The organism is Streptomyces sp. NPDC101227 (assembly GCF_044767545.1).
Classification (GTDB): Bacteria; Actinomycetota; Actinomycetes; order Streptomycetales; family Streptomycetaceae; genus Streptomyces.
In genome coordinates this window covers 70,112-96,641 of record NZ_JBIWOD010000008.1, presented here as the reverse complement: position 1 = coordinate 96,641, position 26,530 = coordinate 70,112, and the positions used below count along the sequence as shown (strand labels likewise).

The window sequence follows — 26,530 nt, the reverse complement described above, 5'->3', positions numbered from 1 at the left end:
CTTCCATGTCCCGCGTCCCTCCTGCCCGCATCGCCATGGTCGGCGGCGGCCTCGGTGGCCTCACCCTCGCCCGCATCGTCCAGATGCACGGCGTCGAGGCGGTCCTCTACGAGGCGGAGACCACGCTCGATGCCCGCGCCCAGGGCGGCACGCTCGATCTGCACCCCGAATCCGGCCAGTATGCGATCCGCGCGGCGGGACTGGACCGGGCCTTTCGGGCGATCGCCCGTCCCGAGGGGCAGGACCTGAAGATCGTCGACAAGACGGGCGCGGTCCACTTCGCCGAGATCGCCGAAGAGTCCGACGGCGACCGCCCCGAAGCCGACCGCGGCGCGCTGCGCGCCGTCCTGCTCGACGCCATCGACCCCGCAACGATCCGCTGGGGACACCGCCCGAGCCGGGCCACACCGCTAGGCGACGGGCGCCACCGGCTGCACTTCGCCAACGGCGTGACCGAGACCCACGACCTCCTGATCGGCGCCGACGGTGACCTCACCGCCGCCCTCGGCGCGTACGAGAAGACCATGACGGAACGCGCGGCCGCCCACGCCGAGGAGTCCGCGCGCAATCTCGACCTCTGTATCGCCCCTGACGGCGCCCGCCTGATGGCCGCCCAGGCGGCCCGCTACGCCCAACGGCCACCGGGCGGCGCCACATCCTCGTCCGCCCGCACCGACCGTACGCCCGTACCGACTCCACTTTCCGAGTCGCTCAACCCTGAGAGTTAGTCTGACGTTATGACTCAGCCGACGACCGGCCGCCGGGAACGCAAGAAGGCCCAGACCCGCAAGGCGCTGGCGGACTCCGCCCTCGAGCTGTTCCTGGAGCGTGGCTACGACCAGGTGAGCGTCAAGGATGTGGCGGAGGCCGCCGATGTGTCGGTGACCACCTTGTTCAAGCACTTCAGCGGCAAAGAGGCGCTGGTGTTCGACCAGGACGCCGAGCGGGGCGAGGCGCTGGTCGCGGCGGTACGGGACCGGGCGCCGGGCCGGACGGTCCTGGACGGGCTGCGCGACCATCTGCGGCCCCTCGTGCTCAAGGTCCATGAGGCGCCGGATTTCCGCAGGTTCCGGGAGCTGATCGACGGCACCCCGGCGCTCGGCGAGTACGCGCACCGCATGTGGATGCGGCACGAGACGGCCCTGGCCGGTGCGATCGCGGCGGAGACCGGCGCCGACGCGGACGATGTGCAGATCCGCGCGCTGGCCCACTACGCGCTGGCCGCGCCCCGGCTGGCCGGCGGCGGCGAGGATCCCGGCGCGGATCTGGACCGCATCTTCACCCTTCTGCGACACGGCTGGGGTGACCTGGGCGCCTGACGGGACGAATCTTCATTTCGTCACACGAACGGCTCCTCGACCGCCGTTGCGTCGTCGAATTCTTGTGATTTACGCGTAATGTCCGCTTCGCGCCAATGGTGGCATTGCGCGTCAAGAACAGGAGAACCTTTATGTCCACGACCGACATCTTCGGGGGCCGAGGCAAGCAGCTGGCGGCCGGTGCGGGCGCACTGACCGCGGCCCTCACCCTCGGTGCGACGCTGCTCGCTGCGGCCCCCGCTCAGGCGGCACCCCCCGCGCCCCCCTCGCCGCCCCAGGGTGCGGCCGCGAAGCCGTACGGCACGATCACCGCCAGTCACGGTCTGACGCTGCGTCAGGACCCGAGCACGGACGCTCTGGTGCGGGGCTACATCCGCCACCAGGTGCGGATCGGCCTGCAGTGCAAGGTCCGTGCGCAGAGCATCGAGGGGAACAACATCTGGTACCTGGTCCGTGACACCCGGGACAGCTGGATCTCGGCGAAGCACGTGAACAACAGCGGAGCCGTCAAGTTCTGCAAGGACATGCCGCACAACAAGGTCGCACCGAACAACCCGCCCAAGCACGCCAAGGGCTGACCGGCCCGGCGAGGCCCGGTCCGGCACCCCCGCGGTGCCGGACCGGGCCTTCCACGTGCGCCGAACGGGCGCGTCAGACCAGGCCGTTCCAGCCCCACCGGGGCGTGGGGCCAGGGTCGCCGAGGTCGGTGCCGGCCGGATCGGCGGACACCTCGCGGGCGATCTTGGTGCCCCAGTCGAAGTACGCGATGACCTGCCCGCGCAGCTCCTCGTCGTGCGGCAGCTCCTTCTCGACGGCTCCGGTCATCAGTTCCATCCAGCGCAGCCGCTGCTCCTCGGTGATCTCCAGGCCGAGATGGGAACGCAACAGGGCCTGGTGGCCGCCCAGTTCGTCGGTGAATGCGGTGTCCCCGCCGAAGATCTCCGCCAGCCAGACGGCGACATGCTCGATATGGGTGCGGGTGAAGTCCGCGAACACCGGTGCCAGCACGGGGTCGGCGAGCACCGCCTCGTAAAAGGTGTTGCTCAGGCGGCGCAGCACCTCGATGCCGCCGATCGCTTCCAGCGGCGTGTGCGGTCGCTCGGTCATGGCTCCGGTTCCCTCCGTTGGTGTCACCGCATCGGTGATCGTCCGGCGAGCGTAGGGCGGACGGCCGGCGCCGAGAGGCCCTTCCGTATTAATGGAACACGTTCTACTGTGCCCTTCGGTCCGGTGGCCGACGGACCGTCAGGATCGCCGCGCGCCATCGCACCGGATGACCGGACCGGACGAACTGGAGGGGCCGTGCACCTCGAATACACCCCCGAGCAGCAGCAGTTGCGGGCCGAGCTGCGGACATACTTCGCCGAACTGGTGCCGGACAACGCCTACGCCCGGTACGCCGACCCCGCCGCCCAGAAGCGCTTCTACCGCGACACCGTGCGCCGGCTCGGCTCCGACGGCTGGCTGGGCGTCGGCTGGCCCAAGGAATTCGGCGGCCGCGGGCTGACCCCGATGGAACAGTTCATCTTCTTCGACGAGGCCGCGCAGGCGGGCGTCCCGCTGCCGCTGATGGCGCTGAACACCGTCGGCCCGACGATCATGCAGTTCGGGACCGACGAGCAGAAGGCCTACTTCCTGCCCCGGATCCTCTCCGGCGAGATCGACTTCGCCATCGGCTACAGCGAACCGGACGCCGGGACGGACCTGGCCGCGCTCAAGACCCGCGCCGTACGCGAAGGGGACGAGGAGAGCGGCCACTACGTCGTCAACGGGCAGAAGATCTGGACGACCAACGGCGACACCGCGGACTGGGTCTGGCTCGCCGTACGCACCGCCTTCGAAGATCCAGCCGCCCCGCCCCACAAGGGCATCACCATGCTCCTCGTCCCCACCAGCGACCCCGGCTACTCCTGCACCCTGATCAACACCCTCGCCTCGCACGACACCTCCGCCAGCTACTACGAGAACATCACCGTCCCCGCCTCCCGCCGCGTCGGCCAGGAGAACAAGGGCTGGCGGATCATCACCAACCAGCTCAACCACGAGCGGGTCACCCTCGCCGCGCACGGCACCATGGCCATCCGCGCGCTGCACAACGTCCAGCGCTGGGCGTCCCACACCAAGCTCGCCGACGGCCGCCGCGTCATCGACCTGGGCTGGGTCCGTGGACGGCTGGCCCGCACCCACACCAAACTGGATGCGATGAAGCTGCTGAACTGGAAGATGGTCGACGCGCTCCAGCAGGGCACGCTCACCCCCCAGGACGCCTCCGCTGTCAAGGTCTACGGCTCCGAGGCGCGGCGGGACGCCTACGCCTGGCTGATGGAGATCGTCGGCGCCGCGGGCCCCCTCAAGGAGGGCTCGGCCGGCGCGGTGCTGCACGGCGAACTGGAACGCGGCTACCGCTCCGCCGTCATCTTCACCTTCGGCGGCGGCAACAATGAGATCCAGCGCGAGATCATCTCGTGGATCGGCCTCGGGATGCCCCGCGTACGGCGCTGACCTGCAGCGGAGGTGTGGTGATGGCAGGCGACCCCGGGCTCTTCGGGCCCCGATCGGTGACCTGGCAGATGCACGGCGATCCGATGATGTGGATCGCGGGCATCCGCGCGCTGTACCTCCAGGCGCTGCATCCCCGCGCGGTGGCCGGCGTCATCCAGAACTCCGCCGCCTTTCAACAAAACAAGAGGGGCAGGCGCGACGCCTGGGGCCGGCTGATGCGTACCGCGAACTTCGTCGGCACCCTCACCTACGGCACCACCGACGCCGCCGAACGGGCCGGCGCCGCGGTCCGCGCCCTCCACCGCAGGCTGTCCGCCACCGACCCGGCCACCGGCGAGCGCTACCGCATCGACGACCCGGAGCTGCTGCTGTGGGTCCACTGCGCCGAGGTGGACTCCTACCTCCACGTCGTGCGCCGCTCCGGGTTCGCGCTCAGTGACGCCCAGGCCGACGCCTACCTGGACGAACACCGCGTCAGCGCCGGGCTCGTCGGCCTCGACCCGGCCACCGTCCCCGGCGACCGGGCCGCACTCGCCGCCTACTTCGCGGCCGTACGGCCCGGCCTCGCGCTCACCCCCGGGGCCCGGCAGGTCGACGACTTCCTGCGCAGCCCGCCGGCCCCCGCCCCCCTCGTCCCCGCCCGCGCCCTCCTGTGGCGCCGGGTGGCCACGCTCGCCTACGGCGCACTGCCCGCATTCGCCCACGAGCTGTACGGGCGCCCGGCGCCACCGCCCGCCACCGTCACCCGCCGGCTGCGCACCACCGGCCGGGTCCTGCGCACCATTCCTCCCACCCTGCGCTGGCAACTTCCGCCGAAACACATCCTGCGCGCCGTCGCGCGGCTCGGCCCCGACGCCCGCCCAGCGCCCTACAAGCCGCGCCGGTCCGCCGCCATACTGGACGGGCAGAAGGACCCGCAGGGGGAGCTGCACGACTGAACGCGGGGCGTGGACGGGGGCGGCGATACGCGATGGCGGAAAACAGGCTGATCCAGGGGCGCTACCGGCTGCTCGACATCATCGGGCGCGGCGGCATGGGCGAGGTCTGGCGGGCTCGTGACGAATCGCTGGGCCGCCAGGTCGCCGTCAAATGCCTCAAGCCCGTGGGGCCGCGGCACGATCCGGGATTCCTCACGGTGCTGCGCGAGCGCTTCCGCCGTGAGGCGCGGGCCGCCGCCGGCCTCCAGCACCGCGGCATCACCGTCGTCCATGACTTCGGCGAGGACGACGGCACCCTCTTCCTCGTCATGGAGCTGCTCAACGGCCGCAACCTCAGCCAGCTGCTGGACGACAACCGCCGCCAGCCGCTGCCCGTCCCGGACGTCATCGACATCGCCGAGCAGGTCGGCGCCGCGCTCGCCTACACCCATGCGCAGGTCATCGTGCACCGCGACCTGAAACCGGCGAACATCGTGCGGACCATCGACGGCACGGTCAAGATCTGCGACTTCGGCATCGCCCGGCTCGGCCACGACATCGGCTTCACCGCACGGCTGACCGGCACCGGCGTCGCCATGGGCAGCCCGCACTACATGTCGCCCGAGCAGATCGGCGCGGACACCGTCGACCACCGCAGCGATCTGTACTCGCTGGGCTGTGTGCTGTACGAGATCGCCACCGGCGCCCCGCCGTTCGGCACCGGAGACGCCTGGGCGGTGCTCGTCGGCCATCGCGACACCGCCCCGCAGCCCCCGCGCGGGCGCCGCCCCGACCTGCCCGCGCCCTACGAGCGGATCATCCTCGACCTGCTCGCCAAGGACCCGGACGACCGCCCCCAGGACGCCGATGAACTGGGCAAACGCCTGGCCGACGCCCGCCAGGGGCGGCCCGCCCGCACATCCCTGGCGGCCGACGAGGACACCGTGCCCACCCCGCGCCCGCCCTCCTGGACCCACGGCATGACCCTCGGCTCTGCGGTGAGCACGCCCCGCCTTCACCCCTTCGACCGGGCCACCGCCGTCCTCACCGACACCTGGACGGGCGGCAGCGGCGGCCTGCGCCACGAGGCCTCACCGGCCGCCGCGATCGCCCGGCCGGCGGCGCCCGGTGACGACCCCGACGCCCTCACCGCCCGCCTCGAGGCAGGCTTCGCACTGGAGAGGCTCGGCCGGCACTTCGAGGCGCAGCAGATCTGCGCCGCGGTGCTCGCCGGCCGGGAACGCGTACTGGGACCCGACCACCCCGACACCCTCGGCTGCCGCCATCACCTCGCGTTCGGCCTCGCCCGGCTGGGCCGGCTCGAGGACTGCTACGCGATGGCCTGCGAGGTCGCCGACGCGCGCGCCAGGGTGCTCGGCGCGCGGCATCCCGACACCCTCGTCACCCGCTACGAAATCGCCCATGTGCTGGGGCAGCTGGGCAGGTGGCAGGAGGCGCTGCGGACCTACCAGGAGGTGGCGGCGGCGCGCGCCGAAACGCTCGGCCCCGAACACCCCGACACCCTCGCCGCCCGCTACGAGTGCGGCATCAGCTTCGGCCGGCTGGGCCGAGGGGCCGAGGCCCTGGCGCTCTACCGCGACCTGGTGGCCGTCCGCAGCCGCGCACGGGGCGCCGACGACCCCGAGACGCTGCGCGCCCGGCACGGTCTGGGCGTCAACCTCGGGCGGCTGGGCCGCTGGGAGGAGGCGCTGGCCGAGGCCCGCGAGGTGGCGGCGGCGCGCGAGCGGGTGCTCGGCGCCGACCACCCCGACACCCTGGTCAGCCGCCGGGAGGTCGCCGTGGCGCTCGGCTGGCTGGGCCGCTGGGCCGCGGCGCTGGCCGACTACCGCCAGGTCGCCGACGCCCGCGAGCGGGTCCTGGGCGCCGGCCATCTCGACGCGCTGGCCAGCCGTACGGACGAGGCGCAGTGCCTGGAGCAGCTGGGCCGCGCGGAGGAGGCGGCCGCCCTCTACCGCCGGGTCGCGGCGCTGCGCCGGGAGCGCGCCGCGCGACGGTAGCGGACGGCCGCCCTCCGGCGGCCCGGCCGCGTCAGCGCGCGGCGACCCGGTAGAGCACGGTGCCGTGCGCCGGCACGTCCCGCGCGACGATGTCCCCGGAGCTGCGCCTGTCGTGTCCGGTGACCAGATCGCGCAGCCGGTACGAGGACGCCTGGGGCAGCCCCACCGCGGCCGCCGTGGTCGACACCGTCCGCGGGGTGTCACCCGTGTTGAACAGCGCCACCGCCCGCTGCCCGTGCCGGAGCGGCTTGGACATCACCGTGAAGCCGTCGTTCTGCTCGATGACCTTGCCCTGCTTGCCGAGCGGGTCCTGGTCGACGGCGATGATCTCTTCGTTCCCCAGCACCTCGCGCGCCTCCGGGGAGAGCTTGCCGAGATCCGTACTGGAGATCAGCGGCGCGGCCATCATCGCCCACAGCGACATCTGGCTCTGCATCTCGTGCCGGTTGAGCCCCGAGTCGCCCACGAGCAGGAAGTCCGGGTCGTTCCAGCGTCCGGGCCGCTGGAGCTGCGCCAGCCCCGCGTTGTAGCGGAAGTTGTAGACGATGGAGGACCACTTCGTGGCCGGGCTCTGCTGCTCCAGGGCGATGTCCCGCCCGCCCCGCCACAGATTGCCGAGCCGGGCGGACCAGTCGATGACCTCGTGCCAGACGCTGTCGCCGTCGTACTGGAAATAGGCCGGCGCGGACACCGAGAAGGTGATGGGCCGTCCGGTGGCCTCCAGCGCCTGGCTCTGCTGCTCGTACACCTCGCGGTAGATCTGCTCCTTGGTACGGCCGGCGGGCCGCGGCACATTGCAGCCGTCCGCCTTGAGGTAGTCGACCCCCCAACGAGCGAACAGCTGCGCGTCCTCCTTGAAATGGCCGTAACTGCCCGGGTATTTCCCGCAGGTAAGGGTGCCGACGTCCTCGTAGATCCCGAACTTCAGTCCCATCCGGTGCAGTTCCCGCCCGATGTATGCCATGCCGTGCGGGAACTTCGCCTGGTCCGGCACCAGCTCGCCCTGGGGACCGCGCTGCTTGGCCATCCAGCAGTCGTCGACGGTGACGGTGTCGTAGCCCTTCTTCGCGAGCCCGGTCCGCACCAGCGCCCGGGCGTTGTCCAGGACGACCTTCTCGTTGATGTCGCACATGTAGTACGACCAGTTGTTCCAGCCCATCGGCGGGGTCGGGGCCAGATTCGGATACGCGGCGGAGGCGCGCGCGCGGGCCGCGGTACGCGTGGCACCGGAGGCCGCGCCGGCGTCCGCATCGGAGGCGGCGGAGGCGGGGCCGGTGGCCGCGAGCAGCCCTGCCGAGCAGGCGGCGACGGCGGCCAGGGCGACGAAGGTGCGGCCGGTGCGGGGAACCTGACGGTGGGACACGGGTCACCTCACGGGGTGGGTGGGACGGCCGGAGCGCGGCACCGTACGGCGGAAGCGGTGCGGCGCACGGCCGGACGCTAAAAGTCGGCCCCGGCGCGGTCAAGAAGCCGCACCGACCCGCCCGGAGGTTTCAGCCGCCTGCGCCTGGCGAGCGAGATCACCGCGTGCTATTCCATGGGCATGCCGGAACGGACTTCGTATGACGCGGTCATCGTCGGCGGCGGGCACAACGGACTGGTTGCCGCCGCCTATCTCGCACGCGCCGGGCGCAGCGTGCTGGTGCTGGAGCGGCTGGACCACACGGGTGGTGCGGCCGTGTCGACCCGGGCGTTCGCCGGGGTCGACGCCCGGCTGTCCCGCTACTCCTACCTCGTCAGCCTGCTGCCACCGAAAATCGTGCGGGACCTCGGCCTGCGCTTCGCGGTCCGCAAACGCACCGTCTCCTCCTACACCCCCGCCGTGCGCCACGGCCGCCCCACCGGCCTCCTGGTGGGCGGCGGCGAAGCCCGTACCCGTACCGCGTTCGCCGAACTCACCGGATCGGACCGGGAGTTCACCGCCTGGCAGCGTTTCTACGGCACCACCCAACGCCTGGCCGAGCGCGTCTTCCCCACCCTCACCGAGCCGCTGCCCACCCGCGCCGCGCTGCGCGCCACCATCGACGACGACGCCACCTGGCACGCCCTCTTCGAACGCCCCCTGGGGGAACTCGTCGAGGAGACCTTCTCCGACGACCTGATCCGCGGCGTCGTCCTCACCGACGCCCTGATCGGCACCTTCGCCACCGCCCACGACCCCTCCCTGCGCCAGAACCGCTGCTTCCTCTACCACGTCATCGGCGGCGGCACCGGCGACTGGGACGTCCCCATCGGCGGCATGGGCGCGCTCACCGACGCCCTGGCCGACGCCGCCCGCCGGGCCGGTGCGGAGATCGTCACCGATTGCCCGGTCACGGCCATCGCCACGGACGGCCGGGCCGCCGAGGTGACGTCGGCCCGGGGCACGTTCGGCGCCCGCCGGGTGCTGGTCAACGCCGCACCCCGAGAGCTGGCCCGGCTGCTCGGCGAGGGCCCGCCACCGCCCGCGGAAGGCGCCCAGCTCAAGGTCAACATGCTGCTCACCCGCCTGCCGCGGCTGCGGGACGCCGGCGTGGACCCCCGGGAAGCCTTCTCCGGCACCTTCCACATCGCGGAGGGGTACGGCCAGTTGGAGGCGGCCTACCGGCAGGCGGCCTCCGGGAAGCTGCCCGCCGCCCCACCCTCCGAGATCTACTGCCACTCGCTCACCGACCCCTCCATCCTCGGCGGCGACCTGGTCCGCCAGGGTTACCAGACCCTCACCCTCTTCGGCCTGCACGCCCCCGCCCGGCTGTTCGCCGCCGACAACGACACCACCCGGGAACGGCTGCTGACCGCCACCCTCGCGGAACTCGACACCCACCTGGCCGAACCGCTCGCCGACTGCCTGGCCCGCGACGCCGACGGCCGCCCCTGCATCGAGGCCCGCAGCCCGCTCGATCTCGACCGGGAGCTGGGGCTGCCGGGCGGCAACATCTTCCACCGGGACCTGGCCTTCCCCTACGCCGACGAGGAGGCCGCCGGGGCCACCGCGCCCGGCCGCTGGGGCGTGGCCACCGGGCACGCCAATGTGCTGCTGTGCGGGGCGGGCGCGGTGCGCGGCGGGGGAGTGAGCGGCATTCCCGGGCACAACGCGGCGATGGCGGTGCTGGAGGAGGGCTGAGGGCCGTTCGGCGGAACGGGCTCCGCTCCGGGGCGGGCACCCGGACCCGTCGCCGGGCCGCCCCGGGCGAGTTTCTGACGCAGCATCAGAAACTCTCTTCCCTCCCACGCCCCGCTGCGGCATCCTGCGCCCATGCAGACGGAGCTGAGCAACACGCTGGGCGTCGAGCACGCCGTCTTCGGGTTCACGCCCTTCCCCGCGGTCGCCGCGGCGATCACCCGGGCGGGCGGCTTCGGGGTGCTCGGCGCGGTCCGCTACACCGCGCCCGACGAACTGGCCCGCGACCTCGACTGGATGCAGGACCACACCGACGGGCTGCCCTACGGCCTCGACGTCGTGATGCCCGCCAAGAAGGTGGAAGGCGTCACCGAGGCCGACGTGGAGGCGATGATCCCCGAGGAACACCGCCGGTACGTCGCGGGGCTCCTCGACAAGTACCAGGTGCCGCAGCTCGCCGACGGGGAAAGATCCGGCTGGCGGATCACCGGCTGGATGGAGCAGGTCGCCCGCAACCAGCTCGATGTCGCCTTCGACTACCCGATCAAGCTCCTCGCCAACGCTCTCGGCTCACCGCCCCCCGACGTCATCCAGCGAGCCCACGACCGCGGCGTCCTGGTCGCCGCACTGGCCGGCAGCCCGCGCCACGCCCGGCACCACAAGGCGGCCGGAATCGACATCGTGGTCGCCCAGGGCTACGAGGCCGGCGGGCACACCGGCGAGATCGCCACCATGGTCCTCACCCCCGAAGTGGTCGCCGCCGTCGACCCGCTGCCCGTACTCGCCGCCGGTGGCATCGGCACCGGCGAACAGATCGCCGCCGGGCTGGCCCTCGGCGCCCAGGGCGTCTGGCTCGGCTCCCTCTGGCTGACCACCGAGGAGGCCGAGCTGCACTCCCGCCGGCTGACCGCCAAACTGCTCGCCGCCGGCCCCGGCGACACCGTCCGCTCCCGCGCCCTGACCGGCAAGCCCGCCCGCCAGCTGCGCACCGAATGGACCGACGCCTGGGACGATCCCGGCGGCCCCGGCCCGCTTCCCATGCCGCTGCAGGGACTGCTGGTCGCCGAGGCCAACTCCCGTATCCAGCGCCACGAGGTCGAGCCGCTGCTCGGCACCCCGGTCGGCCAGATCGTCGGCCGGATGACCAGCGAACGCAGCGTCCAGGCCGTCTTCGACGACCTCACCCGAGGCTTCGAGCGGGCCATCGACCGCATCAACCGCATCGCCGGAAGGAGCCAGCAGTGAGCCAGCCCCCCAACGGCTTCTGGGCACAGGCCGCCGCCGACCCGGCCCGCACCGTCCTGATCGCCCCGGACGGCGAGGAATGGGCCGCGGGCCGCCTGCACGCCGCCGTCAACCAACTGGTCCACGGACTGCGCGCGGCGGGTCTGGAGCGCGGCGACGCCTTCGCCGTCGTCCTCCCCAACGGCGTCGAGTTCCTCACCGCCTACCTGGCCGCGTCCCAGGCCGGTTTCTACCTCGTCCCCGTCAACCACCACCTGGTCGGCCCCGAGATCGCCTGGATCGTCGCCGACTCCGGCGCGAAGGTGCTGATCGCCCACGAGCGGTACGGCGCCGCCGCGCGCCAGGCCGCCGACGAGGCGGAACTCCCGGCCGCCCGGCGGTACGCCGTGGGTGCGGCCGACGGATTCCGCCCGTACGCCGAACTCCTGGCCGGACAACCGGAATCCGCGCCCGCCGAGCGCACCCTGGGCTGGGTCATGAACTACACCTCGGGCACCACCGGACGCCCCCGCGGCATTCGCCGCCCGCTGCCCGGCAAGCCCCCCGAGGAGACCTACCTCGGCGGATTCCTCGGCATCTTCGGCATCAAACCGTTCGACGACAACGTCCACCTCGTCTGCTCGCCGCTCTACCACACCGCCGTACTCCAGTTCGCCGGCGCCTCGCTGCACATCGGGCACCGCCTCGTCCTGATGGACAAGTGGACCCCACGGGACATGCTGGCCCTGATCGATGCGCACCGCTGCACCCACACCCATATGGTGCCCACCCAGTTCCACCGCCTGCTCGCCCTCCCCGAGGAGGTGCGGGCGACCTACGACGTCACCGCCATGCGGCACGCCATCCATGGCGCCGCGCCCTGCCCCGACCACGTCAAACGCGCCATGATCGACTGGTGGGGCGGCTGCGTCGAGGAGTACTACGCGGCAAGTGAGGGCGGCGGCGCCTTCGCCACCGCCGAGGACTGGCTCAAGAAGCCCGGAACGGTCGGAAAGCCCTGGCCGATCAGCGAGCTGGCGGTCTTCGACGACGACGGCAACCGGCTGCCGCCCGGCGAACTGGGCACCGTCTACATGAAAATGACCACCGGCGGCTTCAGCTACCACAAGGACGAGGGCAAGACGAAGAAGAACCGCATCGGCGACTTCTTCACCGTCGGTGACCTCGGCTATCTGGACGAGGACGGCTATCTCTTCCTCCGCGACCGCAAGATCGACATGATCATCTCCGGCGGCGTCAACATCTACCCCGCCGAGATCGAATCCGCCCTCCTCGGCCACCCCGCCGTCGCCGACGCGGCCGCCTTCGGCATCCCGCACGACGACTGGGGCGAGGAGGTCAAGGCCGTCGTCGAGCCGGCCGAGGGCTACGAGGCGGGGCCCGCGCTCGCCGACGAGATCCTCGCCCACTGCGAACGCCAACTGGCGGGCTACAAACGCCCCCGCTCCGTCGACTTCGTCGACACCCTGCCCCGCGACCCCAACGGCAAGCTCTACAAACGGCGGCTCCGCGACCCGTACTGGGCGGGCCGGGAACGCGCCGTTTAGCAACGCCGGCTACGCGCCCGGGGGCGCTGGCGGTGCGCCCAGGGCCGCTGGCGGCGCGGCGCCCGGGTCGTTGACGGTGCGGTACCCGGGGCCGTCGGGGGCGCGGCGCCCTGCCTCGCGGCGCCTCGCCTCGCCTTGCCCCGCCTCGCCTCGCCTTGCCCCGCCTTGCCCCGCCTTGTCCCGTCTCGCCTCGCCTCGCCTCGCCCCGCCTCGCCCCGCCTCGTGCGGCCCCGCGCCGCTTTGCCTTGCCTCGCCCCGGCCTGCCCGTCTCGCCCCGCCCCGCGCTTCTCCACCCGCCCACCCCCCGAAGGGGGGTGGGCGGCGGGGAAACAACAACACCGGGGTGGGCGGCGGGGAAACAACAACACCGGGGTGGGCGGCGGGGAAACAACAACACCGGGGTGGGCGGCGGGGAAACAACCCAGGGGCGGGTACGGCCCGCCCCGGCGGCGCGTTGTCCACAAGGCTTGACCGGGCATCGGGTGGCCCCGAGGATCGCGCCATGACGCAAGTGCGGAGCAACACGGTGGACGCGGTCCTGCGGCGCAGCGCGCGGCGGGAGCCCGGGCGGACGGCGGTCCGGTATGCGGAGCGGGCGTGGACCTACCGCGAGCTGGACGAGGCGGTGACGGCCGCGGCCCGGGTGCTGCTGGCGGAGGGGCTGCGGCCCGGCGACCGGGTCGCCTCGTACGGGCACAACTCCGACGCGTACCTGATCGGCTTCCTGGCCTGCGCCCGCGCCGGCCTGGTGCATGTGCCGGTCAACCACGGCCTCACCGGCGAGGACCTGAGCTACGTCCTGGAGCAGTCCGGCAGCGCGCTCGCCCTCACCGACCCCGCCCTCGCGCACCTCCTGCCCGCCTCCGTACGCACCATGCCGCTGCACGGCGCCCCCGACGGGCTGCTGGAGCGGCTGGCCGCGGCCGGTGACGAGGCGGGCGGGCCGGACCCCGCACAGCCTGCGGCGGACGCCGACACGCTCGTCCAGCTGCTCTACACCTCGGGCACCACCGCCCTCCCCAAGGGCGCGATGATGACGCACGGCGCGCTGGTGCACGAATACACCAGCGCCATCGTCGCCCTGGACCTGAACGAGAACGACCGGCCGCTGCACTCCCTGCCGCTCTATCACTCCGCGCAGATGCACGTCTTCCTGCTGCCCTACCTCGCGGTCGGTGCGGAGAACATCATCCTGGACGGGCCCGATCCCGGGCGGATCTTCGACCTGGTCGAAGCGGGCCTGGCGGACAGCCTGTTCGCGCCGCCGACCGTCTGGATCGCGCTCTCGAACCACCCGGGCTTCGCGGTACGGGAGCTGAGCGGCCTGCGCAAGGCGTACTACGGCGCCTCGATCATGCCCGTACCGGTCCTGGAGCGGCTGCGCGCCCGGCTGCCCTCGCTCGCCTTCTACAACTGCTTCGGGCAGAGCGAGATCGGCCCCCTGGCCACCGTGCTCGGCCCGGGCGAACACGAAGGCCGGATGGACTCCTGCGGGCGCCCGGTGCTCTTCGTGGAGGCGCGGGTGGTCGACGAGGCGGGCCGGGAGGTGCCGGACGGCAGCCGTGGTGAGGTCGTCTACCGCTCGCCGCAGCTGTGCGCCGGCTACTGGGACAAGCCCGAGGAGACCGCCGAGGCCTTCCGGGACGGCTGGTTCCACTCCGGCGATCTCGCCGTACGGGACGCGGAGGGCTATTTCACGGTCGTCGACCGGGTCAAGGACGTCATCAACTCCGGCGGCGTACTGGTCGCTTCCCGCCAGGTGGAGGACGTGCTCTACGAGCATCCGCAGGTCGCCGAGGTGGCGGTCATCGGGCTGCCGGACGAGCGGTGGATCGAGGCGGTGACCGCCGTGGTCGTACGGCGCACAACGGCCGACGGCGGCACCGGCAACGGCGAGGTGAGCGAGCGGGAGCTGATCGACGCCGCCCGCGCCCGCCTCGCGCCGTTCAAGGCGCCCAAGCGGGTGATGTTCGTGGACGCGCTGCCGCGCAACGCCAGCGGCAAGGTCCTCAAGCGGGAGCTGCGGAGCCGCTTCGGCGCGCCCTGAACGGCGAGCAAAGGCCGACTGTCAGTGCCTCCTGCCATGCTGAGAGTGACCTGAAAAGCGGTCGTGCACCTCACACGCACGACCCCGATCGGCAAGCAGCGCACTGGAGGAGCGACCATGCTGACGACCCATTACGTCCCCGGCACACCGAACTGGCTCGACCTCGGGACGCCCGACATCGACGCCGCCGTCGACTTCTACACCGGCGTCTTCGGCTGGACCTTCCAGTCGGCGGGCCCGGAGGCCGGCGGCTATGGCTTCTTCCAGCTCGACGGAAAGACCGTCGGCGCGGTCGGCCCGCTGATGGAGGAGGGCGCGAGCTCCGCCTGGACGGCGTACTTCCAGGCCGCCGACGCGGACGCCACGACCAAGGCCGTGCAGCAGGCGGGCGGCGCGGTCCGCGTCCAGCCGATGGATGTCCTCACCGCCGGCCGGCTGGCCGCCTTCACCGACCCGACGGGCGCCGATTTCGCCGTATGGCAGCCCGGTGACACCAAGGGCCTGGAGACGGTCATGGAAGCGAACACCCTCTGCTGGACCGAGCTTTACACCACCGATTCCGCCGCCGCGAAGGACTTCTACACCTCGGTGTTCTCCTGGGACTACCAGGACATGCCGATGGGCGGCGACATGGTGTACTCCGTCGTCTCCTCGCCCGGCGGCGGCAAGGAGGGCGACACGGGGCAGGGCGGCATCATGCAGCTCCCGAAGGAGAACCTCCAGGCGGGCTCGACGTCCGAATGGCACCCGTACTTCGGCGTGACCGACTGCGACGCGACGTTCGCCGCGGCCACCTCCCGCGGCGCAACGGTCCTCATTCCCCCCAGCGACGCACCGGGCGTCGGCCGGCTGGCCATGCTCAAGGACCCCGCGGGCGCGCCCTTCGCCCTGATCAAGGGCGAGCCGAGTACGGACTGAGCCGGCCGGACACGCTGAGAGGCATGCCCATGGGCCGGCTACGACTCGTCCCGCGGCCGCGCGTCCACGATGCGTTTGATCTTGCCGACCGAGCGCTCCAGCGTCTCGGGATCGACGATCTCGACCGCGACCCCGATGCCGTCCTTGACGCCTCGGGCGATCCCCCCGACGGCCGCCGTGCGCTCCTCCGGAGTCGCATCCGGCCGGGCCTCGGCGCGCACGGTCAGGTGGTCCATCCGGCCCTCGCGGGTCAGCCGCAGCTGGAAGTGCGGGGCGACGCCCGGCGTGCGCAGCACGATCTCCTCGATCTGCGCGGGGAAAAGATTGACGCCACGCAGAATGATCATGTCGTCGCTGCGCCCGGTGATCTTCTCCATCCGGCGGAAGGCGGCGCGAGCGGTGCCGGGCAGCAGCCGGGTCAGATCGCGGGTGCGGTAGCGGATGACCGGCATGGCTTCCTTGGTGAGCGAGGTGAAGACCAGCTCGCCGTGCTCGCCGTCCGGCAGCACCTCGCCGGTGAACGGATCGACCACCTCCGGATAGAAGTGGTCCTCCCAGATGTGCAGCCCGTCCTTGGTCTCCAGGCACTCCTGGGCGACGCCCGGTCCCATGACCTCCGACAGGCCGTATATGTCCACGGCGTCGATCGCGAACCGTTCCTCGATCTCCCGGCGCATCTCCTGGGTCCACGGCTCGGCGCCGAAGATGCCCACCTTGAGGGAGGTGGCACGGGGATCGATGCCCTGGCGCTCGAACTCGTCCAGGAGGGTGAGCATGTACGACGGCGTCACCATGATGATCTCGGGGCGGAAGTCCTGGATGATCTGGACCTGCCGGGCGGTCATCCCGCCCGACGCCGGCACGACCGTACAGCCGAGCCGTTCCGCGCCGTAGTGCGCGCCGAGGCCGCCGGTGAACAGCCCGTATCCATAGGCGATATGGACGGTGTGCCCCGGGCGCCCGCCCGCCGCGTGGATCGAGCGGGCGACGACATCCGCCCAGTGGGAGAGGTCGCGTTCGGTGTAGCCGACGACCGTCGGCCGGCCGGTGGTGCCGCTGGAGGCGTGAATGCGGCGCACCTCCTCCTTCGGGACGGCGAACATGCCGAAGGGGTACTGGGCGCGCAGATCGTCCTTGACGGTGAAGGGGAAGCGGGCGAGATCGGCGAGCGAGCGGCAGTCGTCGGGGTGCACTCCGGCGCGGTCGAACGACTCCCGGTAGAACGGGACGCGGTCATACGCATACCGCAACGAGGCGCGCAGCCGGGTCAGTTGCAGCTCTCGCAAGGCCTCCTCGGAGAGCCGTTCCGCATCGTCGAACGTCTCGCCCGCGCCGCGGCCCAAAGCGCCCGAAGACGTTCCCGTAGCCGCTTCCCTGGCCGATTTCGGAGCCGTTTCCGGCATGGAATGTCACCGCCTCGTCTCCCTACCGATCATTCGGTAGCTGGATGCGGATCCAAGTAATCAGCGCGCGGCGAACACGTCAAGGGGCGTGCCGCATACTGCTCGCGGGTAGCGTCCAGCGCATGAGTGACGTCCAGAAAGTGCAGGTCGGTGAGGTCCAGCTGGCATACAGGGTGTGGGGTGAGCCGGACGCGCCGCCGGTTGTGCTGCTGCACTGCCTCGGGGAGGACGGCGAGGACTGGCGCGGCGTGGTCGGCCGGCTCGCCGGCACGCATCGTGTCTTCGCCCTCGACCAGCGGGGACACGGACGCAGCGACTGGCCCGGGGAGTACGGTTTCGCGCGCTGGCGGGACGACGCCATCGGTTTTGTCACGGCCCTGGGCCTGGCACGGGTCACCCTCATCGGGCACTCGCTGGGAGCCGTGACCGCGCTGCTGCTGGCCGCGGACCGCCCGGAGCTGGTGGACATGCTGGTCCTGGAAGAAGCCGCGCCGCCGGTGCCGGCCGATCCCCCGCAGGAGGTGCCCGAGCAGCCGAAGGGGCCGCAGTCGTTCGACTGGCGGGCCAAGACCGCGGTGGTGGCGGAGCGCAATATGCCCGACGCCTTCGAGTGGGACGCCCTGGCGAAGATCAGCGCGCCCACCCTCGTCATCGCGGGCGGCTCCACCAGCCATATCCCGCAGCACCACCTCGCCGAGGTGGCCGACCGGATCCCCGACGCCCGGCTGGTGACCGTCGAGGGCGGCGGTCATTTCGTCCATGAGGAGCGCCCCGGGGAATTCCTCACCGCGGTGACCGCTTTCCTGGGGGCACGGTCGTGACGCCCTTCCCCCACGCGGGACCGTAGCGGGCGCGGTACCGCGTCACAGGGCGGTGCAGCCGTACGCCAACGTCATGCCGTCGACCCGCACGGGGTGCCCGGGCGGCAGCGGCGTGCCGGTGAGCGGCGGTATGGCGAGGCCGGCCGGGTCCCCGTCGCCGGCCGGGCCGTCAGTGGCCGCGCAGAGGTCGTGCGCGGCCACGAACCGGCCGTTCTCGTGGACCCGCAGCCGGAAGGGATCGGCGGCGGGCTCATCCGCGTCCAACTCCCGCATCGCCACGACGGCTCGGCGGACGTCGTCCGGGTCGCTCAGCACGAAGACATGGTGGGAAAGATCGCCGTTGTTGTTGAGGAGGTCGGAGCGGTGCAGAACGTAATAGCTGTACATGGACGGCCTTTCGCTGCGGCGGAGAGCTGAGGGGACCGTATCCCGCGGGACTGTCAGTGGCGGGTGCGAAGATGACGCACATGACAGCGACGGGGGAGACGGAGCCGGGCCGGCTGGACTCGCTGCGGCGGGCGGCCGACGGCGGACAGCAGGCGGCCGCAAGGGAGTTGGGGCACCGGCTCGGCGTGCTGGACGACGCGGTGATACTCCGGCGGCCCGATGAGGTACCCGAGGCGGAGCGATGGCTGCGACGGGCCCTGGAGCTGGAGCCGGGCGATGCCCTCGCGGGCACACTCCTCGCCGGGCTGCTGGGCCGCCAGTGTGAGTCCGTGGTGGCGGGGCAGCCGTGGGAGTGGTCGGAGGAGGCCGCGGCGGACGACGAGGAGCCGGAAGACCCCTGGTTCCGGGCGCTGCGCGAGCGGCTGCGGGAGGGCGAGCGCATCCTCGCCGCGATACTCGCCGCGGATCCGGACAACGCCACGGCGGCGAGCGGGCTGGCGCTGGTGGCGGCCGGACGTGCGGACATCGAGGACTACATCACCGACTACTTCGGGGAGTCCGGCCCCGACGAGGAGGACGAAGCGAGCGGAGGGACCGGGGACGGCGAAGGGGAGGAAGCGGACGACGGGCCCGGGGGCGACGCGGCGGACCGGCGGGAGTACTGGTGCCGGCGCGCCCTGTCGGTGAACGGCGGCGATACGGCGGCCGCGGGCGTCCTGGCCGCCGTGCTCGAGGAACGGGGGGAGACGCAGGAGGCCGCCGGCCTCTGGGGGCGGCTGGTCGAGCTGAACCCACAGGACTACAGGGCGGCATGCCGGCTGGTCATGACCGGCGGGGACACCACCCGGGCGGAGCGGGCGAGCCGGGAGCCGGCCGCCGCGGGCGACCCGCAGGCGGTCCTCACGTTGGCCCTGCTGCTGGACGCCACCGGCCGGGAGACCGAGGCCGACGACTGGCTGGCCCGGCCCACCACCTACCCCATGCCCCAGCCCGTGCTCCCCAGGGACACCCTGGGGCTCCACCACCGCCCGCTGCCCGCCCTGGAGCTGGCCCGCTCGTTCCAGCACGCCGAGGACCTCGCCGGGGCTCGGAGGTGGGCCGGCCGCGCGGTCCGCCAGGCAGACGGCAAAAGGCGGCTGATCGCCGCCGTCGAGCGCTACGCCGAGCTGCTCAAGGGCGCCGACGACGACGCCGGAATACGGGAATTCCTGGAGGCCGGAGCCGCAGCGGGCCAGGCCGCCGCCGCGTTCGCCCTGATGACATGGCATCGCGTGCTGGGCCACCGGAAGGACGAGGAACGCTGGCGCAGCCGCGGTCAGGAACTGCTCGGCAGCTCATGACCCGGCACTCCCGTCCCCGCAGGCGAGGCGCCGGATATCCGCCGCTCGGCCGCCGCGGCGGGCGCGGCCGTGCAGCGGAGCCCCGTCCGCGCCCGCCGGGCCGCGGCCACCGAGTCGCCGGGCGGCCGCATACCGGGTGCAGTACGGTGACGTGACCACCCAACTCTCCACCGCCCGCAGTGCATTCCGTTGCGAGAAAGGCCGAATGTGCAGCCGACCAGCCCGATGCGCCGCGCGCTGATCGCCGGTGCCACCGCGACCCTCCTGTTCGCCGGTGCCGGTGGTGCCGTGGCGGCGCCGGCGCACCCGGACGCCGCCTCCGTCACCGCCACCGCGCCCCCCGCCTCCCCGTACAGCAGGCTCCGTCCGCTGGCCGAGCTGTCCGCCGAGCGGCTGGCCACCGCCGATCTGGTGGCCGCGGCGAAGTGGGGCACCGGCAGCCCGATCGACGATCCCGCGCGTGAGCGGGCGGTGCTGGACGCGGTGGCGGAACAGGCGCGGCGCTCGGGCGCCGATCCCGAGGCGACGGTGCGGATCTTCCGGGACCAGATCGAGGCGAATAAGATCGTTCAGCGGGGGCTGTTCCGGGAGTGGGACGCGGACCCTTCGCGGGCGCCGGCCGAGCGGCCCGACCTCGACGAGGTCCGCAAGGAGATCAACCGCATCAACGGCGCACTGGTGACGGCCGTCGCCGAGTCCCCGCGGGCCCGCTCCGCGCCGTACTGCGGTCCGCTGCTGTCCGGGGCCGCCGTCCGCGTCCGGCACGAGCGCAGGCTGGACGCCCTGCACACCGTGGCGCTGGCCCGCGCGCTGCGCTCGGTCTGCGCCCCGGGCTGACCGTGGAAGAGGCAGGACCGCCGTACGGGCGACGGCCGGCCCCCTCACCCGGTCGGCCCGCCCCTCACCCGGTCGGCTCGCCCGCCACCATGGCCTTCGCCCAGCGGTAGTCCGCCTTCCCGCTGGGCGAGCGCTGGATACGGTCGGTGAAGACCACGGCCCGCGGGATCTTGTATCCGGCCAGCCGGGTACGGCAGTGGTCCTGTACCCCCGCAAGGTCCAACGGCCCCGCTCCGGACCGCAGTTGGACCACGGCCGCGACCCGGTTGCCCCACCGCGCGTCCGGCACCCCCGCCACCAGCGCGTCGTACACATCCGGATGGGCCTTCAGCGCCTGCTCGACCTCCTCCGGATAGATCTTTTCGCCGCCGGAGTTGATGCACTGCGACCCCCGGCCGAGGACGGTGACAATGCCCTCGGGATCGACGGTCGCCATGTCCCCCAGCAGCACCCACCGGTCCCCGCCCGCCTCGAAGAACGTCTCGGCGGTCTTCTTCGCGTCGTTGTAGTAGCCCAGCGGTACGTGTCCGCGCAGCGCGAGACGGCCCGGCTCGCCCACTCCGACCGGCTGGTGGGTGGCCGGATCCACCACCGCCGTACGGGAGTTGACCCGTAGCCGGAACCCCGTATCCGGGCCCGAGTCCGCCGTCGCGGTCCCGTTGAAGCCGGATTCCGAGGAGCCGAAGTTGTTGAGCAGCATGGCGTTCGGAACCAGGGCGCTGAACTGGGACCGCACGGTCTCGGAGAGGATCGCGCCGGAGCTGCTGACGCTGAAGAGGGACGAGCAGTCGGTGCCCTTCAGCGGTCCGGCCAGCGCATCGACGAGCGGGCGCAGCATCGCATCGCCGACCAGCGACACGCTGGTGACCTTCTCGCGCGCGACGGTCACCAGCACCTCCTCCGGCACGTACTTGCGGTGAATGACGACCTTCTGGCCGAAGTGGAAGGCGATGAACGCGGTGAGCGTGGAGGTGCCGTGCATCAGCGGGGGTGTGGGGAAGAAGACGAGCCCTTCGCCGCCGGCCGCGACCCGCTCGGCCAGTTCCTGCGGCCGTTTCACCGGCTCGCCGGTCGGTGCGCCGCCGCCCATTCCGGAGAAGAAGATGTCCTCGTGGCGCCACATCACGCCCTTGGGCATCCCGGTGGTGCCGCCGGTGTAGATGACGATCTGGTCGTCGGCGGAGCGCGGGCCGAAGCCGCGCGCGGGCGATCCGTCGGCCTCGGCGTCCGCCAGGGCCACGGGCGCGATCGCCGGCTCGGGGGCATCGGCGGGCGGCGTGCCGACCCGTACCAGATGCCGCAGCTTCGGCGTCTGGGGGAGCGCGGCGGCCACCCGCTCGGTGAATTCCGCGTCGAAGACCAGGCCCACCAGATCCGCATCCCGGTAGAGGTAGACCAGCTCTTCCTCGACGTAGCGGTAGTTGACGTTGACCGGCACGGCGCGGATCTTCAGGCAGGCGTAGGCGGCCTGGAGATATTCGATGCCGTTGTACATATGCAGTCCGACGTGCTGGCCGGGGCCGATCCCGCGGTCGCTCAGGTGGTGGGCGAGGCGGTTGGCGGCCCGGTCCAGTTCCGCGTAGGTGAGGCGGCGTTCGGCACCGGTTCCCGGGTGATCGACGTACACCAGCGCCTCGCGGTCGGGAACCGTGTCGACGATCGACTCGAAGAGGTCGGCAAGGTTGTACTCCACGTCTCCTCCAGACCGGGCGGGCATCGACTCGGCCCGGTCCGCCGGACCGGGCCTCGGCGGTCATTAGAGCGCCGGGGAGGGGAGCAGGGAAGGGGCACGGCCAAGAAATCTGACTGAGTGTCAGAAAAGCCTTGAAGTCGCCGTGCGGCTACTGCAACCTGTTCTACGCCTTGAGACGGGAGGACGGAATGGGCGGTACAGACGGAACAGGCAGCGGAGATGACACAGGCAGCACGCAGGGAACAGGCAGCACGGACGGAACAGGCAGCGCAAACAGCACAGAGGGAACCGGCAGCACGGACGGAAGGGGCAGCGGGCACGGACCAGCTGGGGGCACGGAGCATCTGACCATGGAGCGCGTCGGCGCGACCCTGGTGCTCACCCTCAACCGGCCCGAGGCGAAGAACGCCCTCTCGCTGCCGATGCTGGTGGGCCTGTACGACGGCTGGGTCGCGGCCGACGCGGACGACGACGTCCGCTCCATCGTCCTCACCGGTGCCGGCGGCACCTTCTGCGCCGGGATGGACCTGAAGGCCCTGGCCGGTAAGGGCATGGCGGGCCAGCAGTACCGCGACCGCCTGCGCGCCGATCCCGACCTGCACTGGAAGGCGATGCTGCGGCATCACCGCCCCCGCAAACCGGTGATCGCCGCCGTCGAGGGCCACTGCGTCGCCGGGGGTACGGAGATCCTCCAGGGCACCGACATCCGCGTCGCCGGCGAGGGTGCGACCTTCGGGCTCTTCGAGGTCAAGCGGGGGCTGTTCCCCATCGGCGGCTCCACCGTCCGGCTCGCCCGCCAGATCCCCCACACCCACGCCCTCGAGATGCTGCTCACCGGCCGCCCGTACCCGGCGGCCGAGGCCGAACGCATCGGACTGATCGGGCATGTCGTGCCCGACGGCACCGCACTCGACAAGGCCCTGGAGATCGCCGAACGGATCAACGCGTGCGGGCCGCTCGCCGTCGAGGCCGTCAAGGCATCCGTCTACGAGACCGCCGAGATGACCGAGACCGACGGGCTCAAGGCCGAACTCGCCCGCGGCTGGCCGATTTTCGACACCGCTGACGCCAAAGAGGGCTCCCGGGCCTTCGCGGAGAAGCGCCCGCCCGTCTACCGGCGCGCCTGACACCCTACGGAGCCCCGCATGCCAGAAGTCCTCACGGCGCCCCTCGTCGTCGAATTCCCCTTCACCCGCTCGCTCGGCCCCGTACAGAGCGCCTTCCTCACCGGGCTGCGCGAGCGCACCGTCCTCGGTGTCACGGCGAGCGACGGCCGGGTCGTCGTCCCGCCCACCGAATACGACCCGGTCACCGCCGAGGAGATCCGCGATCTGGTCGAGGTCGGCACCACCGGCACCGTCACCACCTGGGCCTGGAACCCGGCCCCGCGCCGCGGCCAGCCCCTGCAAACCCCCTTCGCCTGGGTCCTGGTCCGGCTCGACGGCGCCGACACCGCCCTGCTGCACGCCCTGGACGCACCCGGCCCCGATGCCGTACGCACCGGCATGCGGGTAGCCATCCGCTGGGCCGCCGAACGCACCGGCGCGATCACCGACATCGCCTGCTTCGAACCGTCCGGCGCGGACGAGCCCACCACCGGACGGGGGCCGCACAGCGGCGAGTTCGCCGACCCCGTCACCGGCATCACCGCCTCCGCCCGCCTCGACTACACCTACTCGCCCGGCCGCGCCCAGTCCCGCTACATCCAGGCGCTCGCCGACCACAAGACCATCGGCGAGCGCTGCCCCTCCTGCCGCAAGGTGTACGTCCCGCCCCGCGGCGCCTGCCCCACCTGCGGCGTCGCCACCGACACCCAGGTCGAGGTCGGCCCCCGCGGCACCGTCACCACCTTCTGCATCGTCAACATCAAAGCCAAGAACCTCGACATTGAAGTCCCCTACGTCTACGCCCATATCGCACTCGACGGCGCCGACCTCGCCCTGCACGCCCGGATCGGCGGCATCCCCTACGACGAGGTCCGCATGGGCCTCCGCGTCGAACCCGTATGGAGCGAGGGCGGCCGGTACCCCGACCACTACCGCCCCACCGGCGAACCCGACGCCGACTACGACAGCTACAAGGAGCTGATCTGATGCCCGAGCCAGTGCGGGATCCAGCGGGCGGTCCGGTGCGGGGCCCCGGGCGCGAGGTCGCCATCGTCGCCTTCGGGCAGAGCGCACACGTCCGCGACAGCGCGGCGGCCTCCGAGGTCGAAATGCTGATGCCGGTGCTCCACGACGTCCTGGCGCAGACCGGCCTCAAGGCCAGCGACATCGACTTCACCTGCTCCGGCTCCAGCGACTACCTCGCCGGCCGCGCCTTCTCCTTCACCATGGCGCTGGACGGCGTCGGAGCCTGGCCGCCGATCTCCGAGTCCCACGTCGAAATGGACGGCGCCTGGGCGCTGTACGAGGCCTGGGTCAAGCTCCTGACCGGCGAGGCCGAGACCGCGCTGGTCTACTCGTACGGCAAATCCTCGCCCGGCGACATCCGTGAGGTCCTCACCCGCCAGCTCGACCCCTATTACGTGGCCCCGCTGTGGCCCGACTCCGTCGCGCTGGCCGCCCTCCAGGCCCAGGCGCTGATCGACGCGGGACTGACCGACGAGCGCCAACTGGCCGGTATCGCGGCCCGCAGCCGCACCTCCGCCGAGTCCAACCCGCACGCCCAGCTCCGCGGCCCCGTACCTCCCGGCGCCCCCGTCGTCGCCCCCCTGCGCACCGGCGACTGCCCGCCCATCAGCGACGGCGCGGCCGCCGTCGTCCTCGCCGTCGGTGACACCGCCCGCAGGCTGTGCGACCGGCCCGCCTGGATCCGCGGCCTCGACCACCGCATCGAGGCGCACAGCCTGGGCGTCCGCGACCTCACCGACTCCCCGTCCACCCGCCTCGCCGCCGAACGGGCCGGCGCCTTTACCCGGCCGGTCGACACCGCCGAGCTGCACGCCCCCTTCACCTCGCAGGAGGTGGTGCTGCGCCGCGCCCTCGAACTCGACGCGGCCGGCTCCACCGTCCGGATCAATCCGTCCGGCGGCGCACTGGCCGCCAACCCCGCCATGGCCGCCGGCCTCATCCGCCTCGGCGAAGCCGCCGCCGGTATCCAGCGCGGGGACTCCGACCGCGCCCTCGCGCACGCCACCTCGGGGCCGTGCCTGCAGCAGAACCTGGTCGCCGTCCTGGAAGGTGAGTGAGGAGCGTCATGAGCGACAGGAGCAAGGCCGCGACGGCGAAAGAGCCGGTGGCCGTCGTCGGCATCGGCCAGACCAAGCACGTCGCCGCCCGCCGCGATGTCTCGATCGCCGGACTGGTCCGTGAGGCCGCCCAACGTGCCCTGGAAGACGCCCAGTTGACCTGGGCCGACATCGACGCCGTCGTCATCGGCAAGGCCCCCGACTTCTTCGAGGGCGTGATGATGCCGGAGCTCTACCTCGCCGACGCGCTCGGCGCCGTCGGCAAGCCGATGCTGCGCGTGCACACAGCGGGCTCCGTCGGCGGCTCCACCGCCCTGGTCGCCACCAACCTCGTCGCCGCCCGGGTCCACCGCACGGTCCTGACCCTCGCCTTCGAGAAGCAGTCCGAGTCCAACGCCATGTGGGGCCTGTCCCTGCCGATCCCCTTCCAGCAGCCCCTGCTCGCCGGCGCCGGCGGATTCTTCGCCCCGCACATCCGCGCCTATATGCGCCGCACCGGCGCCCCGGAGACCATCGGCTCCCTCGTCGCCTACAAGGACCGCCGCAACGCCCTGAAGAACCCCTACGCCCACCTCCACGAAACCGGCCTCACCCTCGAAAAGGTCCAGGCGTCCCCCATGCTCTGGGACCCCGTCCGCTACTCCGAGACCTGCCCGTCCTCCGACGGCGCCTGCGCCATGATCCTCACCGACCGCAGCGGCGCCGCGCGCGCACCTCACCCTCCCGCCTGGGTACACGGCGGCGCGATGCGCAGCGAACCCACCCTCTTCGCCGGCAAGGACTTCGTCTCCCCGCAGGCGGGCAAGGACTGCGCCGCCGACGTCTACCGCCAGGCCGGTGTCACCGACCCCCGCCGCGAGATCGACGCCGTCGAGATGTACGTCCCGTTCTCCTGGTACGAGCCGATGTGGCTGGAAAACCTGGGCTTCGCCGCCGAGGGCGAGGGCTGGAAGCTCACCGAGTCAGGCGTCACGGAACTCGACGGCGACCTCCCCGTCAACCCCTCCGGCGGCGTCCTCTCCACCAACCCCATCGGCGCCTCCGGAATGATCCGCTTCGCCGAGGCCGCGCTCCAGGTACGCGGCCGGGCGGGCGAGCACCAAGTCGACGGCGCACGACGCGCATTGGGGCATGCGTACGGCGGCGGCTCCCAGTTCTTCTCCATGTGGCTGGTCGGCGCCGAACCCCCGGCCAACTAGGCGTACTGCTCACGAGCGGTGCCGACAGCCGCCGGGCTTGATCATGG

Annotated in this window: 23 protein-coding genes; 18 read left to right on the top strand and 5 right to left on the bottom strand. The window is 72.1% G+C overall.

The genetic code is table 11. From position 1 onward, the window contains the following. Nucleotides 1-5 precede the first annotated feature (5 nt). The 3 genes from ACIRPT_RS20335 (at nt 6) to ACIRPT_RS20325 (ending at nt 1,897) form a co-directional block, all read left to right on the top strand. A complete protein-coding gene (locus tag ACIRPT_RS20335; protein ID WP_403828794.1) occupies nt 6-728 on the top strand; it encodes an FAD-dependent oxidoreductase in 723 nt (240 codons plus the stop codon). Between the two features lie 9 nt (nt 729-737). After that, a complete protein-coding gene (locus tag ACIRPT_RS20330; RefSeq protein WP_403828791.1) occupies nt 738-1,319 on the top strand; it encodes a TetR/AcrR family transcriptional regulator in 582 nt (193 codons plus the stop codon). Nucleotides 1,320-1,450: 131 nt separating this feature from the next. Next, nucleotides 1,451-1,897: an SH3 domain-containing protein gene (locus ACIRPT_RS20325; RefSeq protein ID WP_403508054.1), complete on the top strand. Its 447-nt coding sequence runs from the start codon at nt 1,451-1,453 to the stop codon at nt 1,895-1,897. 73 nt (nt 1,898-1,970) lie between these two features. Here ACIRPT_RS20325 and ACIRPT_RS20320 read toward each other — a convergent pair whose 3' ends face one another. Continuing rightward, on the bottom strand, nt 1,971-2,426 hold the full coding sequence (locus ACIRPT_RS20320) for a group II truncated hemoglobin (protein WP_403828788.1): 456 nt from the start codon (nt 2,424-2,426) through the stop codon (nt 1,971-1,973). A gap of 195 nt (nt 2,427-2,621) precedes the next feature. On the opposite strand from ACIRPT_RS20320, the gene ACIRPT_RS20315 reads away from it, so the two are divergent. The 3 genes from ACIRPT_RS20315 to ACIRPT_RS20305 are packed head-to-tail and all read left to right on the top strand — an operon-like array spanning nt 2,622 to nt 6,756. Next, nucleotides 2,622-3,821, top strand: coding sequence for an acyl-CoA dehydrogenase family protein (locus tag ACIRPT_RS20315; protein ID WP_403508050.1), 1,200 nt, complete (start codon nt 2,622-2,624; stop codon nt 3,819-3,821). A gap of 20 nt (nt 3,822-3,841) precedes the next feature. Continuing rightward, nucleotides 3,842-4,759, top strand: coding sequence for an oxygenase MpaB family protein (locus tag ACIRPT_RS20310; protein WP_403828786.1), 918 nt, complete (start codon nt 3,842-3,844; stop codon nt 4,757-4,759). Between the two features lie 32 nt (nt 4,760-4,791). Further along, complete coding sequence (locus ACIRPT_RS20305) at nt 4,792-6,756, top strand: tetratricopeptide repeat protein (protein WP_403828784.1); 1,965 nt, start codon at nt 4,792-4,794, stop codon at nt 6,754-6,756. A 31-nt stretch (nt 6,757-6,787) separates the two neighbouring features. Here the strand turns inward: ACIRPT_RS20305 and ACIRPT_RS20300 are convergent, their stop codons facing one another. Continuing rightward, nucleotides 6,788-8,119, bottom strand: a complete 1,332-nt coding sequence (locus ACIRPT_RS20300; RefSeq protein ID WP_403828781.1) for a glycoside hydrolase family 27 protein — start codon at nt 8,117-8,119, stop codon at nt 6,788-6,790. A gap of 180 nt (nt 8,120-8,299) precedes the next feature. On the opposite strand from ACIRPT_RS20300, the gene ACIRPT_RS20295 reads away from it, so the two are divergent. The 5 genes from ACIRPT_RS20295 to ACIRPT_RS20275 all read left to right on the top strand — a co-directional run bounded on the left by ACIRPT_RS20295 (nt 8,300) and on the right by ACIRPT_RS20275 (nt 15,613). Then, a complete protein-coding gene (locus ACIRPT_RS20295) occupies nt 8,300-9,859 on the top strand; it encodes a phytoene desaturase family protein (protein WP_403828778.1) in 1,560 nt (519 codons plus the stop codon). A gap of 132 nt (nt 9,860-9,991) precedes the next feature. Further along, a complete protein-coding gene (locus ACIRPT_RS20290; protein ID WP_403828775.1) occupies nt 9,992-11,101 on the top strand; it encodes an NAD(P)H-dependent flavin oxidoreductase in 1,110 nt (369 codons plus the stop codon). After that, on the top strand, nt 11,098-12,648 hold the full coding sequence (locus ACIRPT_RS20285) for an acyl-CoA synthetase (RefSeq protein WP_403828772.1): 1,551 nt from the start codon (nt 11,098-11,100) through the stop codon (nt 12,646-12,648). The genes ACIRPT_RS20290 and ACIRPT_RS20285 overlap by 4 nt, the downstream gene beginning before the upstream one ends. Nucleotides 12,649-13,150: 502 nt before the next feature. Further along, on the top strand, nt 13,151-14,695 hold the full coding sequence (locus ACIRPT_RS20280; RefSeq protein ID WP_403828770.1) for an acyl-CoA synthetase: 1,545 nt from the start codon (nt 13,151-13,153) through the stop codon (nt 14,693-14,695). 117 nt (nt 14,696-14,812) lie between these two features. Further along, nucleotides 14,813-15,613: a VOC family protein gene (locus ACIRPT_RS20275; RefSeq protein WP_403828768.1), complete on the top strand. Its 801-nt coding sequence runs from the start codon at nt 14,813-14,815 to the stop codon at nt 15,611-15,613. A 38-nt stretch (nt 15,614-15,651) separates the two neighbouring features. On the opposite strand, the gene paaK is transcribed toward ACIRPT_RS20275, so the two are convergent. Further along, on the bottom strand, nt 15,652-17,016 hold the full coding sequence (gene paaK / locus ACIRPT_RS20270; protein ID WP_403828766.1) for a phenylacetate--CoA ligase PaaK: 1,365 nt from the start codon (nt 17,014-17,016) through the stop codon (nt 15,652-15,654). Between the two features lie 122 nt (nt 17,017-17,138). Here paaK and ACIRPT_RS20265 point away from each other — a divergent pair, with 122 nt between their 5' ends. Further along, on the top strand, nt 17,139-17,837 hold the full coding sequence (locus ACIRPT_RS20265; protein WP_403828764.1) for an alpha/beta fold hydrolase: 699 nt from the start codon (nt 17,139-17,141) through the stop codon (nt 17,835-17,837). A 42-nt stretch (nt 17,838-17,879) separates the two neighbouring features. Here ACIRPT_RS20265 and ACIRPT_RS20260 read toward each other — a convergent pair whose 3' ends face one another. After that, nucleotides 17,880-18,224 carry a hypothetical protein gene (locus ACIRPT_RS20260; RefSeq protein WP_403828762.1) on the bottom strand — a complete coding sequence of 115 codons (345 nt, stop codon included), beginning with the start codon at nt 18,222-18,224 and terminating at the stop codon, nt 17,880-17,882. Between the two features lie 80 nt (nt 18,225-18,304). On the opposite strand from ACIRPT_RS20260, the gene ACIRPT_RS20255 reads away from it, so the two are divergent. Together ACIRPT_RS20255 and ACIRPT_RS20250 are read left to right on the top strand one after the other, a co-directional pair. Beyond that, a complete protein-coding gene (locus ACIRPT_RS20255) occupies nt 18,305-19,564 on the top strand; it encodes a hypothetical protein (protein ID WP_403828759.1) in 1,260 nt (419 codons plus the stop codon). A gap of 225 nt (nt 19,565-19,789) precedes the next feature. After that, nucleotides 19,790-20,401 carry a chorismate mutase gene (locus ACIRPT_RS20250; RefSeq protein WP_403829406.1) on the top strand — a complete coding sequence of 204 codons (612 nt, stop codon included), beginning with the start codon at nt 19,790-19,792 and terminating at the stop codon, nt 20,399-20,401. A gap of 64 nt (nt 20,402-20,465) precedes the next feature. Here the strand turns inward: ACIRPT_RS20250 and ACIRPT_RS20245 are convergent, their stop codons facing one another. Beyond that, nucleotides 20,466-22,094, bottom strand: coding sequence for an acyl-CoA synthetase (locus tag ACIRPT_RS20245; RefSeq protein WP_403828757.1), 1,629 nt, complete (start codon nt 22,092-22,094; stop codon nt 20,466-20,468). Nucleotides 22,095-22,225: 131 nt separating this feature from the next. Here ACIRPT_RS20245 and ACIRPT_RS20240 point away from each other — a divergent pair, with 131 nt between their 5' ends. From ACIRPT_RS20240 to ACIRPT_RS20225, 4 genes are read left to right on the top strand one after another with little or no spacing between them, the layout of a single operon-like run. Continuing rightward, nucleotides 22,226-23,221 (top strand): crotonase/enoyl-CoA hydratase family protein, encoded by a 996-nt coding sequence (locus ACIRPT_RS20240; protein ID WP_403828755.1) that lies wholly within the window; start codon nt 22,226-22,228, stop codon nt 23,219-23,221. An 18-nt stretch (nt 23,222-23,239) separates the two neighbouring features. After that, on the top strand, nt 23,240-24,187 hold the full coding sequence (locus tag ACIRPT_RS20235; protein WP_403828753.1) for an OB-fold domain-containing protein: 948 nt from the start codon (nt 23,240-23,242) through the stop codon (nt 24,185-24,187). After that, nucleotides 24,187-25,284 (top strand): thiolase domain-containing protein, encoded by a 1,098-nt coding sequence (locus ACIRPT_RS20230; protein WP_403828751.1) that lies wholly within the window; start codon nt 24,187-24,189, stop codon nt 25,282-25,284. The genes ACIRPT_RS20235 and ACIRPT_RS20230 overlap by 1 nt, the downstream gene beginning before the upstream one ends. Before the next feature lie 8 nt (nt 25,285-25,292). Beyond that, nucleotides 25,293-26,483: a thiolase domain-containing protein gene (locus ACIRPT_RS20225; protein WP_403828749.1), complete on the top strand. Its 1,191-nt coding sequence runs from the start codon at nt 25,293-25,295 to the stop codon at nt 26,481-26,483. The last annotated feature ends 47 nt before the right edge of the window (nt 26,484-26,530 follow it).

What these genes read in the sequence shown, in the direction of transcription:
- ACIRPT_RS20335 (WP_403828794.1), top strand. Translation starts at nt 6, where the DNA reads ATGTCCCGCGTCCCTCCTGCCCGCATCGCCATGGTCGGCGGCGGCCTC.
- ACIRPT_RS20330 (WP_403828791.1), top strand. Translation starts at nt 738, where the DNA reads ATGACTCAGCCGACGACCGGCCGCCGGGAACGCAAGAAGGCCCAGACC.
- ACIRPT_RS20325 (WP_403508054.1), top strand. Translation starts at nt 1,451, where the DNA reads ATGTCCACGACCGACATCTTCGGGGGCCGAGGCAAGCAGCTGGCGGCC.
- ACIRPT_RS20320 (WP_403828788.1), bottom strand. Translation starts at nt 2,426, where the DNA reads ATGACCGAGCGACCGCACACGCCGCTGGAAGCGATCGGCGGCATCGAG.
- ACIRPT_RS20310 (WP_403828786.1), top strand. Translation starts at nt 3,842, where the DNA reads ATGGCAGGCGACCCCGGGCTCTTCGGGCCCCGATCGGTGACCTGGCAG.
- ACIRPT_RS20305 (WP_403828784.1), top strand. Translation starts at nt 4,792, where the DNA reads ATGGCGGAAAACAGGCTGATCCAGGGGCGCTACCGGCTGCTCGACATC.
- ACIRPT_RS20295 (WP_403828778.1), top strand. Translation starts at nt 8,300, where the DNA reads ATGCCGGAACGGACTTCGTATGACGCGGTCATCGTCGGCGGCGGGCAC.
- ACIRPT_RS20290 (WP_403828775.1), top strand. Translation starts at nt 9,992, where the DNA reads ATGCAGACGGAGCTGAGCAACACGCTGGGCGTCGAGCACGCCGTCTTC.
- ACIRPT_RS20280 (WP_403828770.1), top strand. Translation starts at nt 13,151, where the DNA reads ATGACGCAAGTGCGGAGCAACACGGTGGACGCGGTCCTGCGGCGCAGC.
- ACIRPT_RS20275 (WP_403828768.1), top strand. Translation starts at nt 14,813, where the DNA reads ATGCTGACGACCCATTACGTCCCCGGCACACCGAACTGGCTCGACCTC.
- paaK (WP_403828766.1), bottom strand. Translation starts at nt 17,016, where the DNA reads ATGCCGGAAACGGCTCCGAAATCGGCCAGGGAAGCGGCTACGGGAACG.
- ACIRPT_RS20265 (WP_403828764.1), top strand. Translation starts at nt 17,139, where the DNA reads ATGAGTGACGTCCAGAAAGTGCAGGTCGGTGAGGTCCAGCTGGCATAC.
- ACIRPT_RS20260 (WP_403828762.1), bottom strand. Translation starts at nt 18,224, where the DNA reads ATGTACAGCTATTACGTTCTGCACCGCTCCGACCTCCTCAACAACAAC.
- ACIRPT_RS20255 (WP_403828759.1), top strand. Translation starts at nt 18,305, where the DNA reads ATGACAGCGACGGGGGAGACGGAGCCGGGCCGGCTGGACTCGCTGCGG.
- ACIRPT_RS20250 (WP_403829406.1), top strand. Translation starts at nt 19,790, where the DNA reads ATGCGCCGCGCGCTGATCGCCGGTGCCACCGCGACCCTCCTGTTCGCC.
- ACIRPT_RS20235 (WP_403828753.1), top strand. Translation starts at nt 23,240, where the DNA reads ATGCCAGAAGTCCTCACGGCGCCCCTCGTCGTCGAATTCCCCTTCACC.
- ACIRPT_RS20230 (WP_403828751.1), top strand. Translation starts at nt 24,187, where the DNA reads ATGCCCGAGCCAGTGCGGGATCCAGCGGGCGGTCCGGTGCGGGGCCCC.
- ACIRPT_RS20225 (WP_403828749.1), top strand. Translation starts at nt 25,293, where the DNA reads ATGAGCGACAGGAGCAAGGCCGCGACGGCGAAAGAGCCGGTGGCCGTC.